Source organism: uncultured Paracoccus sp. (assembly GCF_947496875.1).
Lineage (GTDB): Bacteria > Pseudomonadota > Alphaproteobacteria > Rhodobacterales > Rhodobacteraceae > Paracoccus.
The window spans coordinates 120,591-136,104 of the sequence record NZ_CANMEH010000007.1 but is presented as its reverse complement, the minus strand read 5'-3'; the positions used below and the strand labels follow the sequence as shown (position 1 = coordinate 136,104).

The window sequence follows — 15,514 nt, the reverse complement described above, 5'->3', positions numbered from 1 at the left end:
TTCAGACCGGTTGCGCCATCATCTCGCGCACATCCACCAGATGCCCCGCGACCCCGGCCGCGGCGGCCATGATCGGCGACATCAGATGGGTGCGGCCGCCGCGCCCCATGCGTCCCTCGAAGTTGCGGTTCGAGGTCGCGGCGCAGCGTTCGCCCGGCGCAAGCTGGTCGGGGTTCATGCCCAGGCACATGCTGCACCCGGCCAGCCGCCACTCGAACCCGGCGTCGGTGAAGATCTTGTCCAGACCTTCCTCTTCGGCCTGCAGCCGCACGAGGCCCGACCCGGGGACCACCATGCCGCGAACGCCGGCTGCCAGATGCCGGCCGCGCAGGATCTCGGCCGCGGCGCGCAGGTCCTCGATCCGGCCATTGGTGCAGGATCCGATGAACACCGCGTCGATGGCGATGTCGGACAGCGGGGTGCCCGGGGTCAGACCCATGTAGTCCAGCGACCTGCGGGCCGCCCCGACCTTGCCGCCGGTGAAATCCTCCGGCGCGGGAACCGCGGCGGTGATCGGCAGGACATCCTCGGGGCTCGTGCCCCAGGTCACCACCGGCGCGATGTCCTCGGCCCGGATCGTGACGACCTTGTCCCAGCGCGCGTCGTCGTCGGATTTCAGCGTCCGCCACCAGGCCACCGCCGCTTCCCAGGCAGCGCCCTTGGGGGCATGCGGCCGTCCCTTGACGTAGGTGAAGGTGGTGTCGTCGGGGGCGATCAGACCGGCGCGCGCACCGCCCTCGATGGCCATGTTGCAGACCGTCATCCGGCCTTCCATGGACAGGTCGCGAATTGCCTCGCCGCAATACTCGATCACGTAGCCGGTGCCGCCGGCGGTGCCGGTGTGGCCGATGATCGACAACGTGATGTCCTTGGCGGTCACACCGGGGCGCAGCTTGCCGGTGATCTCGACCTTCATGTTCCTGGATTTCTTCTGGATCAGCGTCTGGGTGGCCAGCACATGCTCGACCTCGGACGTGCCGATGCCGTGCGCCAGCGCCCCGAAGGCGCCGTGGGTCGCGGTGTGACTGTCGCCGCACACGACCGTCATGCCGGGCAGAGTCCAGCCCTGTTCGGGTCCGACGATATGAACAATGCCCTGCCGGATGTCGTTCATGGGGTAATAGTTCACCCCGAAATCGCGGGCGTTCTTGTCAAGTTCGGCGACCTGCAGGCGGCCTTCCGGGTTCTCGATCCCGTTCACCCGGTCGGGCGTGGTCGGCACGTTGTGATCGGGCACGGCGATGGTGCGTTCGGGGGAGTGAACCTTGCGGCCCGCCATGCGCAGCCCCTCGAAGGCCTGCGGCGATGTCACCTCGTGGACCAGGTGGCGATCGATATACAGCAGGCAGGTTCCGTCCGGCTGCCGTTCGACGACATGGGCGTCGAAGATCTTGTCGTAAAGCGTACGGGGGCCGGTGGTGTGCGTGGTGCCGGTCATGGCGTCCTCGGTCTGAAGAAGGGTCAACGGGCGTGGGGCGCAGCCCGCTAGAGTCGCGCCGTCACCGACAGCCTGGCGCCGTGGAACCGGCCTGGCAGGCGCACGCGGTCCTGAATGTCGAAATACCGGAACATGGCCGATAGATTACGTCGCCACCCCGGCGGTTTCAAGCATCGACGGCCCGCCGGGCGGGCGCCGGCGTCACGCGTCACTTGCGGCAGGTCTGGCGCGATGGTGTGATGGCACCGATGGAGAGCCTGGCCCCCGAAGTCTACGACGCCGGCAGAAGCCTCTGGTCCCAGATCGGGGTGTTCTTCGAACTGATGCTGCTGCCGTGGCGGTTGCGGCAGCTTGCGGTGATCCTGGGCCTGGTGCTGATCGCGCATCTGTCGCGGCTGTGGCTGCGCCCGAAGCTGGACCGCTGGCTGCGCGCGCAGGTGGGATGGCCGAAATGGCGCCTGCGGCTGGGACTGCTGGTCCAGCGCAAGCTTCGCGTGATCCTGTTTGCCGTGCTTGCTTGGGTAGTCGTGCTGGTCATGCGCGAGGTGACGTGGCCGTCGCGCAGCCAGCTTATCGCGCTCGCGGCGTCGATCGCCACCGCTTGGGTCGTGATCGAGTTCGGGGTCCGGATCATAACAAACCGCTTCCTGCGCCGCATCGTGCGCTGGGGCGCATGGATCTGGGTGACGCTGTACTTCCTGCAGTTGCTCGACCCTGCCACGGCCGTGCTGGACAGCGTTGCGCTGACGATCGGCGCTTATCGCCTGTCGATCCTGTCGGTGCTGCAGACCCTGATCGTGGCGGGACTGCTCATCTCGCTGGTGCGCGTGCTGTCACGGCTGATCACAGGCAGCCTGGCGCGCAACGCCGACCTGTCGCCATCGGTGCGGGTGCTGATCGGCATGGTGACCCGGGTGCTGCTGTTCTCGCTGGCAATCCTGCTGGGGCTCAAGGCGCTGGGCATCGACCTGACCGGCCTGACGGTGTTTTCCGGTGCGATCGGGCTGGGTCTGGGCTTTGGCCTGCAAAAGGTGGTGTCGAACCTGGTCAGCGGCATCATCATCCTGCTGGACAAGTCCATCAAGCCCGGCGACGTGATCAGCCTGGGCGAGACGTTTGGATGGATCGACAGCCTGGGCGCGCGCTATGTCAGCGTCGTCACGCGCGACGGCAAGGAGTACCTGATCCCGAACGAGGATCTGGTCACCGGCCAGGTCGTGAACTGGTCGCACACCAACGATTTCGTGCGTCTGGACCTGCGGTTCGGCGCCTCGTACCACGACGACCCCCATGTGGTCAGCCGGCTGGCCATCGAGGCCGCCAGCCACGTGTCCCGGGTCAGTTCGGACCGCAAGCCGGTCTGCTGGATCACCGGGTTCGGTGACAGCTCGGTCGAATATCTGCTGCGGTTCTGGATCACGGATGCGCAGCAGGGGCTGACGAATGTGCGGGGGCAGGTGTTTCTGGCGCTGTGGGACGCGTTCCGGGCCAACAACGTGACGATCCCCTTTCCGCAGCGCGAGATTCGCATCCTGCATGACCGCGAGACAGGCACCACGATCGCGGCCGACGAACCCAGCGCGGCCGACCGCGCGGCTGCAAAGCGTGCAGCGATGATCCCGACCGAGTGAGAAATCGCCTGTCTGGCGGTGCCGGTAATCACAAGCGGCGCAGCTTCGTTGAAACAAGACGCAATCGTGCTATCTTGTGCCTTATCCCGGCGCCGGGGCATTTCGGCGCGCTGACCGGAGGAAGTCCCCTGTCCACCACCGTCCCGTCGGCCGCAACGCCGACCGCGACCGCCGCGGAATCCAGCGACCAGTTGCTGGGCCGCATCCTGTCCTCGCTCGAAGACGACAAGGCCGAGGATATCGTTACCATCGATCTGCGTGGCAGGTCCGCCATGGCCGACCACATGGTCATCGCATCCGGCCGCAGCGCCCGCCAGGTTGGCGCCATCGCCGAAAAGCTCGCCGATCGGCTCAAGCATGAAACCGGCCGCTCGGTTCGGATCGAAGGCAAGGACACCGGCGACTGGGTGCTGATCGACACCGACGACGTCATCGTCCATGTGTTCCGGCCCGAGGTGCGCGACTTCTATCAGCTGGAAAAGATGTGGATGCCGGCCGATGCCCTGGGCGGCCTGCGGGCGGATCGCGCCCGTGAGGCCGGCATGCAGCTGAGCCAGTAGGCAGGGCTGGCGCCCGATTGTGCTGCGGGTGCGTATCGCCGCGGTCGGGCGCCTGCCGACCTGCGCCCCCGAAGCGGCGCTGATCACTGACTACCTCGGCCGATTTGAACAGACCGGGCGCGCGCTTGGGCTCGGACCCGTGCAGGTGGTCGAGGTCGAGGATCGCCGGCGCGGCGGCAGGGCAGGCGAAGCGGCCCTGCTGGAGCGGCAGATCCCGTCCGGCGCGCCGGTGATCGCCCTGGATGAAAGGGGGCGGTCGCTGTCCTCACCCGACTTCGCCGCCGAACTGGCGCGGTACCGCGATGACGGGCGATCCGACGCCGTGTTCCTGATCGGCGGCGCCGACGGACTTGACCCGGCCCTGTGTGCCCGCGCCGACCTTGTCATTTCGCTGGGGGCGATGGTCTGGCCGCACATGCTGGTGCGGGTCATGCTGGCCGAACAACTGTACCGCGCCGCGACGATCCTGGCCGGCGGCCCCTATCATCGGACCTGACGACGCGGCCCCAAGTGCGCCGCCGAAGAGCAGCTGCATTTCCGGGGTCATATTCCCGCGTCCAGTCCTTCAGGCTCCGCCCGGGGTGTCCGTTGCAGGTCTGTTGTCCTTCCCGTGCCCTGCGCCGTTTCCGGACGGGGCCGGGCGGGCGGGAGCAGGCGACCCGACCGCGGTGCCGGGCAGTTCGGCCAGCCGCTCGGCGTCCATCAGCGCGCCTGTCTCCTCGCCCGGCTCACAATCGTCGTCCGGCCAGCTGTCGATCACCGCAACGGCCTCGTCCGCCGTCTCGACATAGCGCATCAGGCCCAGATCCTCGGCGCTGATCGTGCCCGCCTCGGCCAGGGCGGCCCAGTTGATGATCCCGTCCCAGAAGTCGCGTCCGAACAGCAGGACCGGCACCCGCTGCATCCGCCGGGTCTGGATCAGGGTCAGCGTCTCGAACATCTCGTCGAGCGTTCCGAACCCGCCCGGAAAGACGGTGATCACCCGCGCCCGCATCAGGAAGTGCATCTTGCGGACGGCGAAATAGTGGAAGTTGAAGCACAGGTCGGGGGTCACGAACAGGTTGGGCGCCTGTTCGTGAGGCAGCACGATGCCCAATCCGATCGACTGGCCGCCGGCTTCGTGTGCGCCCTTGTTGCCTGCTTCCATCACGCCGGGCCCGCCACCGGTGCAGATCACCCATTCCCGGCCATAGCTTTCCATGCTGCGTTCGGTCATCAGCCGGGCAAAGCGCTCGGCCTCGACATAGTAGCGCGCCAGACTGGCCAGGGTGGGGGTTGCCGCACGGTCGGCCACGGCGGGGGCAGGGATGCGGGCGCCGCCGAACATCACCACGGTGCTTTCGACGCCGCGTTCGTCCATCACCATCTGCGGCTTCAGCAGTTCCAGCTGCAGCCGCACCGGGCGCAGCTCGTCGCGCAGCATGAACTCGGTGTCGGTAAAGGCCAGCCGATAGGCAGGCGCCCGCGTCTGTGGCGTGCTTGGCTCGTGCGCGGTGATCCGGGCATCCTGGTCGCTGTGGCGGAACACGTTGCGGTGGTCTTCTTCGGCGGTCATCCATGCCCTCGTGTCGCGCGCGCGGACCCGCAGCGTTGCGTGATCCCGGTCCCCCGCTTATAGCCCGGGGCTGACAGTTTCCACCCGCTGCCCACAGGAGGCCCCATGACCGACGCCGCGCTAGAGACCGCCATCGAGGCCGCCTGGGACCAGCGGGAGTCCATCACCCCAGCTACCAGCGGCGAAACCCGCGACGCCATCGAGGCGACGCTGGATGCCCTGGATTCAGGCACGCTGCGGGTCGCCGAAAAGCGCGGAAACGACTGGCACGTCAACCAGTGGGCGAAAAAGGCCGTTCTGCTTGGTTTTCGGCTGAAGGACATGGAGATCCAGCGCGGCGGGCCGCAGGGCGGAACCTGGTGGGACAAGGTCGACAGCAAGTTCGCCGACTGGGACGACGCCCGCTGGCGCGAGGCCGGGTTTCGCGCCGTGCCGAACTGCGTGGTCCGGCGCTCGGCCTTCATTGCGAAGGGCGCAGTGCTGATGCCGTGCTTCGTCAATCTGGGCGCCCGGGTGGACGAGGGCACGATGGTGGACACCTGGGCCACAGTGGGGTCGTGTGCGCAGATCGGCAAGAACGTCCATCTGTCTGGCGGGGTCGGGATCGGCGGCGTGCTGGAACCGATGCAGGCCGGACCCACGATCATCGAGGACAATTGTTTCATCGGCGCCCGGTCCGAGGTTGTCGAGGGCTGCATCGTCCGCGAAGGCTCGGTCCTGGGCATGGGGGTCTTCATCGGCCAGTCCACCAAGATCGTGGATCGGGAGACCGGCGAGGTCATGTATGGCGAAGTACCGGCCGGCTCGGTCGTCGTGGCCGGATCGATGCCGTCGAAGAACGGGGTCAACCTGTACTGCGCCGTGATCGTCAAGCGTGTGGACGCGCAGACCCGTTCCAAGACATCCATCAACGATCTGCTGCGCGACTGATCCGGTCAGGCCCGTCGGCGTGTGAAGCTTGCCACGAGGGCCGGACGCGGCGGCGATTCCGGTGCAAAATGTCGCTCGCCCGGTTCTCCAGGATCGTTCTGCACAGGGCGATCTCGCGATGTTACGGGTACTGCCCTGCTGCCTGTGAACGGATCACGCGCAGCAGGGCATGGCCCGGTCAGCCGCGCAGCTGTCCCAGCAGGATCGAGGTCGCATAGCCGTCGGGGGCCGCGCCGATGGATCGCTGGTAGGCGGCGATCGCCTCCATCGTGCCGGACCCGATCTTGCCGTCGATCTCGTCGGCATAGAACCCGCGCCGCGCCAGCAGGCGCTGGATCTCCATCCGTTCGGCCTGGCTCAGCGGCCGGTCGCTGCGGGGCCACGCGCCGGTGATGCCGCGCCGCCCGGCGATCGCCTCGCCCAAATAGGCCACGCCCAGGGCATAGTTGTCCGAGTTGTTGTAGCGCAGGATCGACCGGAAGTTGTCGAGGATCAGGAACGCCGGGCCCCGCGCGCCGGCCGGCCGGATGATCGACCCCGCGCCAGCGGGCAGGGGCCGCCCGTCCATCGACCTGACACCCATCGCCGCAAAGTCGGCCGACGACCGGCGCGTGCCCTTGCCCACCGCCGTGAACCCTTGGGGCAGCTGCACCTCGGTGCCCCAGGGCTGGCCCCGGACCCAGCCGTTGCGGGCCAGATAGGCCGCCGTCGAGGCAAGGCTGTCGGTCGGGTCATCCGACCAGATGTCGCGGCGGCCGTCGCCGGTGAAGTCGACCGCGTATTCCAGGAACGAGGTCGGCATGAACTGGGTATGCCCCATCGCCCCGGCCCAGGATCCCAGCAGATGCGCGGGGTCGGTGTCGCCGGCCTGGATGATCTTCAGCGCGGCGATCAGCTGGTTCTCGAACATCTGCGCCCGGCGCCCGTCATAGGCCAGCGTCGCCAGCGACGGGATCACCTGCATCCGGCCCCGGTTCGATCCGAAATTCGATTCCATGCCCCAGACGGCGAGGACGATTTCCCGCGGCACGCCATAGCGGCGTTCGATGGCCGACAGCACGCCGGCATGGCGCGCCGCCATTTCCCGACCCGTGGCGATGCGCGTGTCCGACACCGCGCCGTCGAGATACAGCCAGACGGGCTTGGTGAACTCGGCCTGCCTCCGATCAAGACGAATGACCTCCGGGTTGAAGCGGGCCAGCGCCATCGACCGGTCAAACGTGGCGGGCGCGATCCCCTGGCTCAGTGCGCGAGGGCGGAAGTTCTGCACCCAGCGCTGCAGCCCGGCCGCGTCCGCCGGGGCGGCTGCCGGGATCGCCGCGGGTTCGACGCCGGCACCCGGCACCCCGCCCGAGGTCTGGACGGCGACTCCGCAGGAGCCCAGAGCCCCGATCACGGCGGCGGAGGCGGCGAGGCGGAAAAGGGTTGGGTTCATGTCACTGTCTGCCCTTGTTGGTTTATGTTCTTTTCCCGTCAGGGTAGCGCAGTCGTGAAGACAGGGAAAGCTAGTCCTTGCCTGATTCCCGGGAAACCGGCGCAGGATGGTCTCCGTCGTAGTATGGCTCCATCTGGGCGACGATGACGGCGTTTTCCCGCAGCGCGCGATCCATCAGCTCGCGTTCGCCCGGCGGGATCTCATGACCCTGGGCCTGCCGTTCGTCCAGGCTGCCGTAACCCTGCACCTCCAGGGGGGCGAGATCAGCCTGCTTCAGCACCGCAACGGTCTCGCGCACCGCCTCGGCCTGGTCCTTGCCGGCAGCATAGCAGACCAGCCCTGCGCCCGACGCGCCGTCCGGCAGGCCGTCGCCCTCCTTGCGGCCGACCTCGACCACCAGTGTATAGACCTGCTGGGTCATCCTGCTCTCTCCCGTATCAGCGCCCAATCGAAATCCGGGCATGGGCCAGCGTGCCGGCGCTGGCAAGGCATCAACGAGCAGCTTTCCCGGGACGGACGCAGGCCGTTCAGTCCAGCTGATGCATCTCGCTGTCCGCGAACAGGCGGGCCGCGGTCCACTGCGGGTTGCCACATTGACGGCAAGGCACGTCGGGCAGCACGTTGTGCGCCTGCCGAGCATCCCCGCAGGCCGTGCAGCAGACGCGCCCGTCGATCGCCTCGCCGGGGATCCGCAGCGGCACCGGCGGGGTGACATCGTCGGGGGGAACGAGGCTCAGCCCGGGGAAAGGGGTTTCGCGGCGGAACACCGACACCCCGCCGCCCGCTTCGAGGAACGCCATTTCCACCTGTCCCAGATTGGCGACCCCGTGGGCGCGCAGCATCGACTTGACCTCGGCCGTGGACAGGTCGCGGGCGGCCCGTCCGCGCGCCAGGATCCGACCATTCCGGACCAGCGCGATCGATCGTCCGTCGATCACCCGCTTTGCCCGGTCCGAGCGTTCGATCAGCTTGTCCAGGCCCTTGTTGATCAGCACGATCACGGTGATCACCAGCATCGCCTCGAGCAGCGGCACGTCCGGATAGAAGGTGGCGTCGCCGACCGCGGACCCGAGCGCGATCACCAGCAGCAGGTCGATCATCGACAGCTGTGCGACGCTGCGCCCGCCGATCCAGCGGATCAGCGCCAGCGTGTAGCCGTAGATCAGCACCGTGCGGAACACGATCTCCAGGTAGAACAGCGGCTCGTGATCCCCCAGGAACATGCGCGCCAGCTCAAACGGGACGACGGGTTCGTCCATGCAACCTCTCCTGATGAACCCGGCGGATGGGTGTGCCGCTGGCGAGGCGGTAATGGCGAAGCTAGGGTGCAGCTGCAAGCATGCCGTGCGGACGCACGAGGACGCCGGCTTGACAAGAGAGGCTCGCGGCTGCCGCCTCAGCGGCGCGCCTCGGCCGCCGGGTCGATCTGCGGCAGCATCTGGCGTCCGGTCTCTGCCTCGATCCGCGCCGCTTCGGCGATCACCGCCTCTCGTATCTGGCAGGACTGCGTCCAGCCGGTCGAGGGATGGTCGGAGGGGAAGTAGAAGCGGACCCGCTGGCCCCATTCGCTGTGTTCGATGACGAGGACCTGAAGGCCGTCCATGTCCACCGAGTCGGGATCGTCCAGTTCCCGGACCAGATCGGCATATCTGTTCCGCAGCGCCTCGACATCGGCCGTGTGGGCCAGCGTGACCTCGACCGGCCAGGTCAGAAACTTGTTCTCGATCGACCGGTTCTCGAAGGCCTCTGCCACGAAGTCGGCGACGGGCACGATCAGCCGGGCGTCGGTCCAGACCCGCAACTGAACATAGGTCAGGTTGATCTTCTCGACCGTGCACCACTCGCCGTCATAGATCAGCTGGTCGCCGATGCGGGCCGACCCGTTCAGCGCGATCTGCAGCGACGCGATGATGTTGGACAGCACCTCACGCGCAGCAAAGCCGAAGATCAGCGAGATCACCCCCGCAGATGCCAGCAGCGAAAACCCCAGCGAGGGCAATACGTTGGAGCCTGCAAGCACCACGCCGATCGCGATGACGCTGGCCACGACCAGCACGAACTTGCGGACGGCGGAGATCGCCGTGGCGGCATTTCGGGCGGCGGCATTTTCCTGATCGGCCAGATCGTCGGGGCTGGTCTTGACGACCGACGACGCGATCCGGTCAAGCAGCGTGACGACAAACAGGATGGTCGCGACCGAATACGCCCCCAGAACCGCGGGACGGAGCACTGCCTCGATCCGGCCCGACAGAACAAAGACGTTGCTGGCAATCAGATCGACCAGGACTGCGATCGTCAGGATGATCATGGGCCAGCGCAGCGAGCGGACGATGAACCGCATGGCCGTCGCTTCGGCCGTGCGCTCGCCCAGGCTGGTGATCACGATGTAGAGCACCCGCGCCAGAACGACCGAGGCGCCGACAAGCAGGGGCACGACCAGCGCCTCCCACCATCGCAGGCCCCAGAACGCCTTCTGCCGCAGGACCTCGGGCATGGCACGTTCGACCGGGGTCGGCCCGAAGGCGTCGTACATCTCGGGCACGTAGCGCAGGGTCTGACGGGCGAACACCCAGACGGGCGATGCATCCGAACCTTCCGGCTGAAGGCGGTTCAGCCGCAGGTTCAGGGCACGCCCGTTCAGCGTCACGACACCGATCGCGATGCTGCGCCGGCTTTCCCCGGCCAGCGGATTCTGGTCGGACGCGCGCTCATACAGCGCGTCGGGGCGATCGTTGAGGGCCTGCCAGTCGATCAGAACCTTGCGGTCCAACACGGCATACAGCATCGCCGCCAGCTCCGGGCCGCGCGTTGCGCGTTCGCTTACCGGAATCTCGGTCAGGTCCAGCATCCAGGCCGCGGACCGGAAATCGCCGTTGGATCCCAGTTCCAGGAATTCGGAGACGCTGCCGAAAGGCGTGTCGCGATAGGCCAGATCCGCGTGGTCCGCAGCGGGCGCCAAACCGCGGAAGGGTTGATCCGCGGGAAAGGTCTCGTCGCTGTCCGACCCGTTTTCGCCCGCGCCCGTCTCTGCCTCGCCTCCAGGCAGATCGACCTGCGCAAGGGCCGGCCCGCTGGCGGAGAGCGACAGGCCGAGGATCACGACGGCGATCACGAGGCGGATCAGAGCGGCAACCGCACCGAGTTGCGGGGCTGGGCGCATCATGCGTGCGACACCATTCCGCAGGCCGGCTCTCAAGGGCGCCTTATCAGATCGGCGAAATGGGCAAAGACCTGATCATAGACGTGGCGCTTGAAGGGGACAATCCGGTCGACCAGCAGCTCCGGCGCCATCCACGTCCAGCGGTTGAACTCGGCGTGTTCGGTGTCCACCTTGACGTCCGAGTCCTGGCCATGAAAGCGCATCAGCACCCACTTCTGACGCTGGCCACAGAAGCAACCGTTCCAGATCCGGCCCAGCAGGTCGGGCGGCAGGTCGTAATAGATCCAGTCAGGGGTTTCCGCCTCGATCCGCACCAGGTCAGGGGTCAGGCCGGTCTCCTCGCCCAATTCGCGCAGGGCGGCCTGACGGGGGGTTTCGCCGGGGTCGATCCCACCCTGAGGCATCTGCCAGGCATCCCCGGGATTGTCGATGCGCTGTCCCGCGAACACCTTGCCCTCGTCGTTGACCAGAACGACGCCTGCACAGGCCCGATAGGGCAGGTCCCCCGGGCCCAGACGCTCGTCGGTCACGGGCGGCTCGTCGGTCGTTCGGCGGGGGCGTCCGCATCATCTGCGGACCCGGCATCCGCACCGGGTTCGGCATCGCCCGCATCGGCGCCCGCGTCGCTGTCCTCATCGGCGTCGCTCGGGACCGCGGGCTCGCCGGTCGCGTCCTCTCCGGTCACCGCGGGCTTGGCCGCCTCGGGGACGGCGGCGGCCCGGTATTCGACCGCGGCGAGGCCCTTCAGGATGTCGACGGCGTAGGCGAGCTGGTAATCTTCCTCGCGCAGCTTTGCGGTGGCCTCGACCTGCTTGGCCTCGTCCTCCATCTGCTGTCGCTCTTCTTCGCTGATCGAGTCGTTGTTCAGCGCCCCGCGCAAATCGCTTTCGAAGGTGCTGAAGTTCGACGCGCTGCGGGGCTGATCCTCCTCGCCCTCTTCCGAGGGGGGCTGGGGCGGCGGCTGCTCGACGATGATGTCGGGGTTGATGCCCAGCGCCTGGATCGACCGCCCCGATGGCGTGTAGTAGCGGGCGGTGGTCAGGCGGATGGCGCTTTCCGACGTGACCGGCATCACGGTCTGGACGGAGCCCTTGCCGAACGACTTGGTGCCCACCACGATGGCGCGGCGATGATCCTGCAGGGCACCGGTCACGATTTCCGAGGCGCTGGCCGAGCCCCCGTTGATCAGCGCGACCATCGGCTTTCCCTGCGCCAGATCGCCGGGCTCGGCGTTCCAGCGCTCGCTGTCCTCGGGATTGCGGCCGCGGGTGCTGACGATCTCGCCCTTGTCCAGAAACGCATCGCTGACCAGGATCGCCTGGTCCAGCAGGCCGCCGGGATTGTTGCGCAGGTCCACCACGAAGCCTTCGACGCTGTCGATGCCGCCCGCCTCGGCGATCGCCTTTTCCATCTGCGTCTCGAGCGTCGAGAACGTCTCGTCATTGAAAGTGGACACGCGAAGAACGATGGTCTTGCCCTCGATCCGGGTCCGCACGACGGTCAGCTTGATGGTGTCGCGCACGATCTTGACGTCGAACGGCTCGGTCTCGCCCTCGCGCAGCAGGGTGATGGTGATCTCCGATCCGACCGGACCGCGCATCTTTTCGACCGCCTCGTCCAGCGTCAGGCCCATCAACGACTCGCCATCGACATGGGTGATGTAGTCGCCGGCCTGGACCCCCGCCTCCGCGGCCGGGGTCTCGTCGATAGGCGAGATCACCTTGACCAGCCCGTCCTCCTGCCCGACCTCGATCCCCAGCCCGCCAAAGCTGCCGCGCGTCTGGGTCTGCATGTCGGCATAGTCGTCGGATGACAGGAACGACGAATGGGGGTCGAGCGAGGTCAGCATCCCGTTGATGGCCGACTCGATCAGGGTCTTGTCGTCGACCTGCTCGACGTAATCCTGACGGACCCGCTCGAACACGCTGCCAAACAGGTCGAGCTCCTGATAGACCGAGCTGTTCTTTCCGCTTTCCTGTGCGATCAGCGGCCCGGCAAGCTGAGTTGTGACCAGGATGCCCGCCAGCGTGCCGCCGATCCCTGCAATGAGATAGTTCTTCATTCGGATGTCCTGATCTGATCTGACTGTCCCACGACCGGATTCATCACGAACCAGTCGCTCGGGTCCAGCGTTTCCTTGCCTTGGCGCAGTTCGACATACAGCGTCTCGGTCAGCCCTGACGGGTTGCCGGTCGCCGAAGCCGTAGCCGGCGCAAGGCCGAATTCGGTTGCCACGCTGTCCTTTCCGCCCATCAGGCCGAGTGGTTCGCCTGCCGCGAGCACGTCGCCGATCTCGCCAAAGACCTGATCTAGTCCTGCCAGCACCAGAAGGTAGTCGCGGGCGGGTTCCACGATCATCACGTTCCCGTAATCCAGCAGCGGACCGCGATAGCGGATGGTTGCCGGCCAGGGCGTTGTAACCAGCGCCGATGGCGCCGTGGCGATGGTCAGCCCCGGCCGTTCGACACCAGCCGCGTCGGGCTCGTCATAGCCCCGCAGCACCTCGCCCATGACGGGCAGGGGCAGACTGCCTTGCGCTGCCTCGAAGTCGGCCATCGGCGCGCCGACATCCTGCTCCATTCCCACGACGCCGTTGGCGAATGCGTCCAAGGTGTCGACCGACTCGACCAGGGTGCGCAATTCCTCGGGGTCCGAACCGAACCGCACGGGGACGGATGAGCGGTCGCTGACGGCCGAGGCGAGCAGCCGGCGCGCTTCCTGCACCTGCCGCAGCCCCTCCGTCAGGGTGTTCGCCGCACTGGTTTCCAAGGCCCGAACCGTCGCGATCTCGTCCAGTCCGGCCCTGAGTTCGTCGGCCTCGGCCTGCAAGGCGGGTGCGACCGCATTCAAGATCATCCCCGACCTCGCGGTGCTGACCGGGCCCGCGGGGTGCAGCAGCAGCGCCGTTTCGGGTGACTGCTGCATGGTGGCCATCACCCCCAGAACCCGGCCCAGCCGGTCGCGGCGGGCATCGAAGCGGGCCCTGATCTCGGCCTCGCGCAGGCTGGCCCGGCGCAGACCGTCACGCAGCGCGGCCAGCCCGGTTTCATAGGCGCGGATGATCCCGGTCAGTGCCACGACCTGGTCCGTTGCGGTCAGCGCCTGATCCATCCCGCCCAGGGCCGCGCGCAGCTGATCCGCCGCGACGGCGGCGTCCCGCGCCGCGGCCTCGGCCGGCGAGGTCGGCCCCGGATCGGCGGCGGCCACCGCCATGGGACCTGACGTCAGCAGTATCAGCAGCCCTGCGGCCAGCCGTGATCCCCGGCCTTTCATGCGGGGCAGATCAGTGAGCGGCCGGTCATCTGCGGCGGCAGATCCAGACCCATCAGCTCGAGAACCGTGGGCGCCACATCCGCGAGTCGTCCGTCCGGGCGCAGCGTGGCGCCCGATGGTCCGCCATAGACGATCACCGGCACGGGGTTCGTGGTGTGGGCCGTGTGAGGACCGCCGGTTTCGGGATCGATCATGGTTTCGCAGTTGCCGTGATCGGCGATGATCACCGCGGCACCACCGGTGCGGTCCAGCGCCTCGATCATGCGGGCCAGCCCCCGGTCCACTGCCTCGCAGGCAAGAACGGCCGCGGGCAGGCTGCCGGTGTGGCCGACCATGTCGGGGTTGGCGAAATTGACGACGATCAGGTCGTAGCCGGACCCGATCGCCTCGACCAGCCGATCGGTCACCTCGGGCGCCGCCATTTCGGGCGCAAGATCATAGGTCGCCACGCCGGGGCTGGCGGGCATGAAGCGATCCTCGCCTGGCTCGGGTTCCTCGCGGCCGCCATTCAGGAAGAACGTGACATGCGGGTATTTCTCGGTCTCGGCGATGTGAAACTGGCGCAGACCCTTGCTGGCCACCCAGTGGGCGAGGGTGTTTTCCACCTGCGTCTTGGGGAAAGCGGCCGTCATGTAACCGCCGTGTCGGGCCGAATAGTCCACCATGCCCAGAACACCGGACCAGCGGGGCCGGCCCGTCGTGTCGAACGACGCGAAATCGGGCTGCGCCAGCGCCGCCATGATTTCCCGCGCCCGGTCCGCGCGGAAGTTCAGGCAGAAGAACCCGTCGCCGTCCCGCGCGCCGGTATAGCCACGCAGAACCGTCGGCTGCACGAACTCGTCGGTCTCGCCCCGGCCATAGGCGTCGCTGACCGCCGCGTCCGCCGTGTCCGCGGCCAGGCCTTCGCCCCGGACCATGGCCGCATAGGCCCGCGCCACCCGGTCCCAGCGGTTGTCGCGGTCCATCGCGTAGTAGCGCCCGATGACGGTGCCGATCGTCACCCCCTCCGGTACGGCACCCTGTAGCTCGGTGACAAAGCCCTGCGCCGATTGCGGCGGAACGTCGCGCCCGTCGGTGATCGCATGGATCACCACCGGGACGCCTTCATCGGCCAGCGCGCGGGCGCTGGCCACGACATGCTGGATGTGGCCGTGGACGCCGCCATTCGACGCCACCCCCATCAGGTGGGCAACCCCGTCGGCGGCCTTGATCCGGTTGATGAAGGCCTGGATTTCCGCGTTGCGGTAGAAGCTGCCGTTCTCGATGGCCAGGTCTATCTGGCCGAGGTCCATCGCCACGACGCGGCCAGCGCCGATGTTCATGTGCCCCACTTCCGAATTGCCCATCTGCCCGGTCGGCAGGCCCACATCCGGTCCGTAGGTGATCAGCGTTGCATGCGGGCAGTCCCGGCGCAGTCGGTCATAGGTCGGCGTTTCGGCGCAGTCCGGGGCGCTCTGCTCGGGCCGGTCCGAAATTCCCCAGCCATCGAGGATGCACAGCACGACGGGTTTCGGATGGCTCATCTGAACGGC

The 15,514-nt window shown here is 67.5% G+C and carries 13 protein-coding genes and 1 pseudogene; 4 read left to right on the top strand and 10 right to left on the bottom strand.

Annotated features, from left to right (window positions below; translation table 11 throughout):
• Window position 1: 1 nt before the first annotated feature.
• The gene (gene leuC / locus Q0938_RS10720; RefSeq protein WP_299361965.1) at window positions 2-1,438 is read right to left on the bottom strand and encodes a 3-isopropylmalate dehydratase large subunit; all 1,437 of its coding nucleotides are present in this window, start codon (window positions 1,436-1,438) and stop codon (window positions 2-4) included.
• 239 nt (window positions 1,439-1,677) lie between these two features.
• Between leuC and Q0938_RS10715 the strand changes: the two genes are divergently transcribed.
• The 3 genes from Q0938_RS10715 (at window position 1,678) to rlmH (ending at window position 4,125) form a co-directional block, all read left to right on the top strand.
• Window positions 1,678-3,069 (top strand): mechanosensitive ion channel domain-containing protein, encoded by a 1,392-nt coding sequence (locus Q0938_RS10715; protein WP_299361963.1) that lies wholly within the window; start codon window positions 1,678-1,680, stop codon window positions 3,067-3,069.
• A 128-nt stretch (window positions 3,070-3,197) separates the two neighbouring features.
• The gene (gene rsfS / locus Q0938_RS10710; protein ID WP_299362103.1) at window positions 3,198-3,629 is read left to right on the top strand and encodes a ribosome silencing factor; all 432 of its coding nucleotides are present in this window, start codon (window positions 3,198-3,200) and stop codon (window positions 3,627-3,629) included.
• 22 nt (window positions 3,630-3,651) lie between these two features.
• Entirely contained in the window at window positions 3,652-4,125 is a 474-nt protein-coding gene (gene rlmH / locus Q0938_RS10705; protein ID WP_299362100.1) for a 23S rRNA (pseudouridine(1915)-N(3))-methyltransferase RlmH, read from the top strand.
• 249 nt (window positions 4,126-4,374) lie between these two features.
• On the opposite strand, the pseudogene Q0938_RS10700 reads toward rlmH, so the two are convergent.
• Window positions 4,375-5,184, bottom strand: a pseudogene (locus Q0938_RS10700) (LOG family protein); the annotation flags it as partial.
• 105 nt (window positions 5,185-5,289) lie between these two features.
• On the opposite strand from Q0938_RS10700, the gene dapD reads away from it, so the two are divergent.
• Window positions 5,290-6,114, top strand: a complete 825-nt coding sequence (gene dapD / locus Q0938_RS10695; RefSeq protein WP_299361960.1) for a 2,3,4,5-tetrahydropyridine-2,6-dicarboxylate N-succinyltransferase — start codon at window positions 5,290-5,292, stop codon at window positions 6,112-6,114.
• Between the two features lie 178 nt (window positions 6,115-6,292).
• On the opposite strand, the gene Q0938_RS10690 is transcribed toward dapD, so the two are convergent.
• From Q0938_RS10690 to gpmI, 8 genes are all read right to left on the bottom strand, one after another.
• Window positions 6,293-7,549 (bottom strand): lytic murein transglycosylase, encoded by a 1,257-nt coding sequence (locus Q0938_RS10690; RefSeq protein ID WP_299361957.1) that lies wholly within the window; start codon window positions 7,547-7,549, stop codon window positions 6,293-6,295.
• Between the two features lie 70 nt (window positions 7,550-7,619).
• Window positions 7,620-7,970, bottom strand: a complete 351-nt coding sequence (locus Q0938_RS10685) for a hypothetical protein (RefSeq protein ID WP_299361954.1) — start codon at window positions 7,968-7,970, stop codon at window positions 7,620-7,622.
• Window positions 7,971-8,076: 106 nt separating this feature from the next.
• On the bottom strand, window positions 8,077-8,808 hold the full coding sequence (locus tag Q0938_RS10680) for a DUF421 domain-containing protein (protein WP_299361951.1): 732 nt from the start codon (window positions 8,806-8,808) through the stop codon (window positions 8,077-8,079).
• 137 nt (window positions 8,809-8,945) lie between these two features.
• Window positions 8,946-10,712 carry a mechanosensitive ion channel domain-containing protein gene (locus Q0938_RS10675; RefSeq protein ID WP_299361948.1) on the bottom strand — a complete coding sequence of 589 codons (1,767 nt, stop codon included), beginning with the start codon at window positions 10,710-10,712 and terminating at the stop codon, window positions 8,946-8,948.
• A 29-nt stretch (window positions 10,713-10,741) separates the two neighbouring features.
• Window positions 10,742-11,239: an RNA pyrophosphohydrolase gene (locus Q0938_RS10670; RefSeq protein ID WP_299361945.1), complete on the bottom strand. Its 498-nt coding sequence runs from the start codon at window positions 11,237-11,239 to the stop codon at window positions 10,742-10,744.
• A complete protein-coding gene (locus Q0938_RS10665; protein WP_299361943.1) occupies window positions 11,236-12,771 on the bottom strand; it encodes a S41 family peptidase in 1,536 nt (511 codons plus the stop codon). The genes Q0938_RS10670 and Q0938_RS10665 overlap by 4 nt, the downstream gene beginning before the upstream one ends.
• On the bottom strand, window positions 12,768-13,982 hold the full coding sequence (locus Q0938_RS10660) for a peptidase M23 (RefSeq protein ID WP_299361940.1): 1,215 nt from the start codon (window positions 13,980-13,982) through the stop codon (window positions 12,768-12,770). The genes Q0938_RS10665 and Q0938_RS10660 overlap by 4 nt, the downstream gene beginning before the upstream one ends.
• Window positions 13,979-15,505: a 2,3-bisphosphoglycerate-independent phosphoglycerate mutase gene (gene gpmI / locus Q0938_RS10655; RefSeq protein WP_299361938.1), complete on the bottom strand. Its 1,527-nt coding sequence runs from the start codon at window positions 15,503-15,505 to the stop codon at window positions 13,979-13,981. Before gpmI ends, Q0938_RS10660 begins: the two co-directional genes overlap by 4 nt.
• Window positions 15,506-15,514 lie beyond the last annotated feature (9 nt).

Excerpts from the sequence above, each read along its gene's own strand:
- gpmI (WP_299361938.1), bottom strand. The coding sequence starts at position 15,505 with ATGAGCCATCCGAAACCCGTCGTGCTGTGCATCCTCGATGGCTGGGGA.
- leuC (WP_299361965.1), bottom strand. The coding sequence starts at position 1,438 with ATGACCGGCACCACGCACACCACCGGCCCCCGTACGCTTTACGACAAG.
- Q0938_RS10685 (WP_299361954.1), bottom strand. The coding sequence starts at position 7,970 with ATGACCCAGCAGGTCTATACACTGGTGGTCGAGGTCGGCCGCAAGGAG.
- Q0938_RS10660 (WP_299361940.1), bottom strand. The coding sequence starts at position 13,982 with ATGAAAGGCCGGGGATCACGGCTGGCCGCAGGGCTGCTGATACTGCTG.
- Q0938_RS10665 (WP_299361943.1), bottom strand. The coding sequence starts at position 12,771 with ATGAAGAACTATCTCATTGCAGGGATCGGCGGCACGCTGGCGGGCATC.
- dapD (WP_299361960.1), top strand. The coding sequence starts at position 5,290 with ATGACCGACGCCGCGCTAGAGACCGCCATCGAGGCCGCCTGGGACCAG.
- Q0938_RS10715 (WP_299361963.1), top strand. The coding sequence starts at position 1,678 with ATGGCACCGATGGAGAGCCTGGCCCCCGAAGTCTACGACGCCGGCAGA.
- Q0938_RS10680 (WP_299361951.1), bottom strand. The coding sequence starts at position 8,808 with ATGGACGAACCCGTCGTCCCGTTTGAGCTGGCGCGCATGTTCCTGGGG.
- Q0938_RS10690 (WP_299361957.1), bottom strand. The coding sequence starts at position 7,549 with ATGAACCCAACCCTTTTCCGCCTCGCCGCCTCCGCCGCCGTGATCGGG.
- Q0938_RS10675 (WP_299361948.1), bottom strand. The coding sequence starts at position 10,712 with ATGATGCGCCCAGCCCCGCAACTCGGTGCGGTTGCCGCTCTGATCCGC.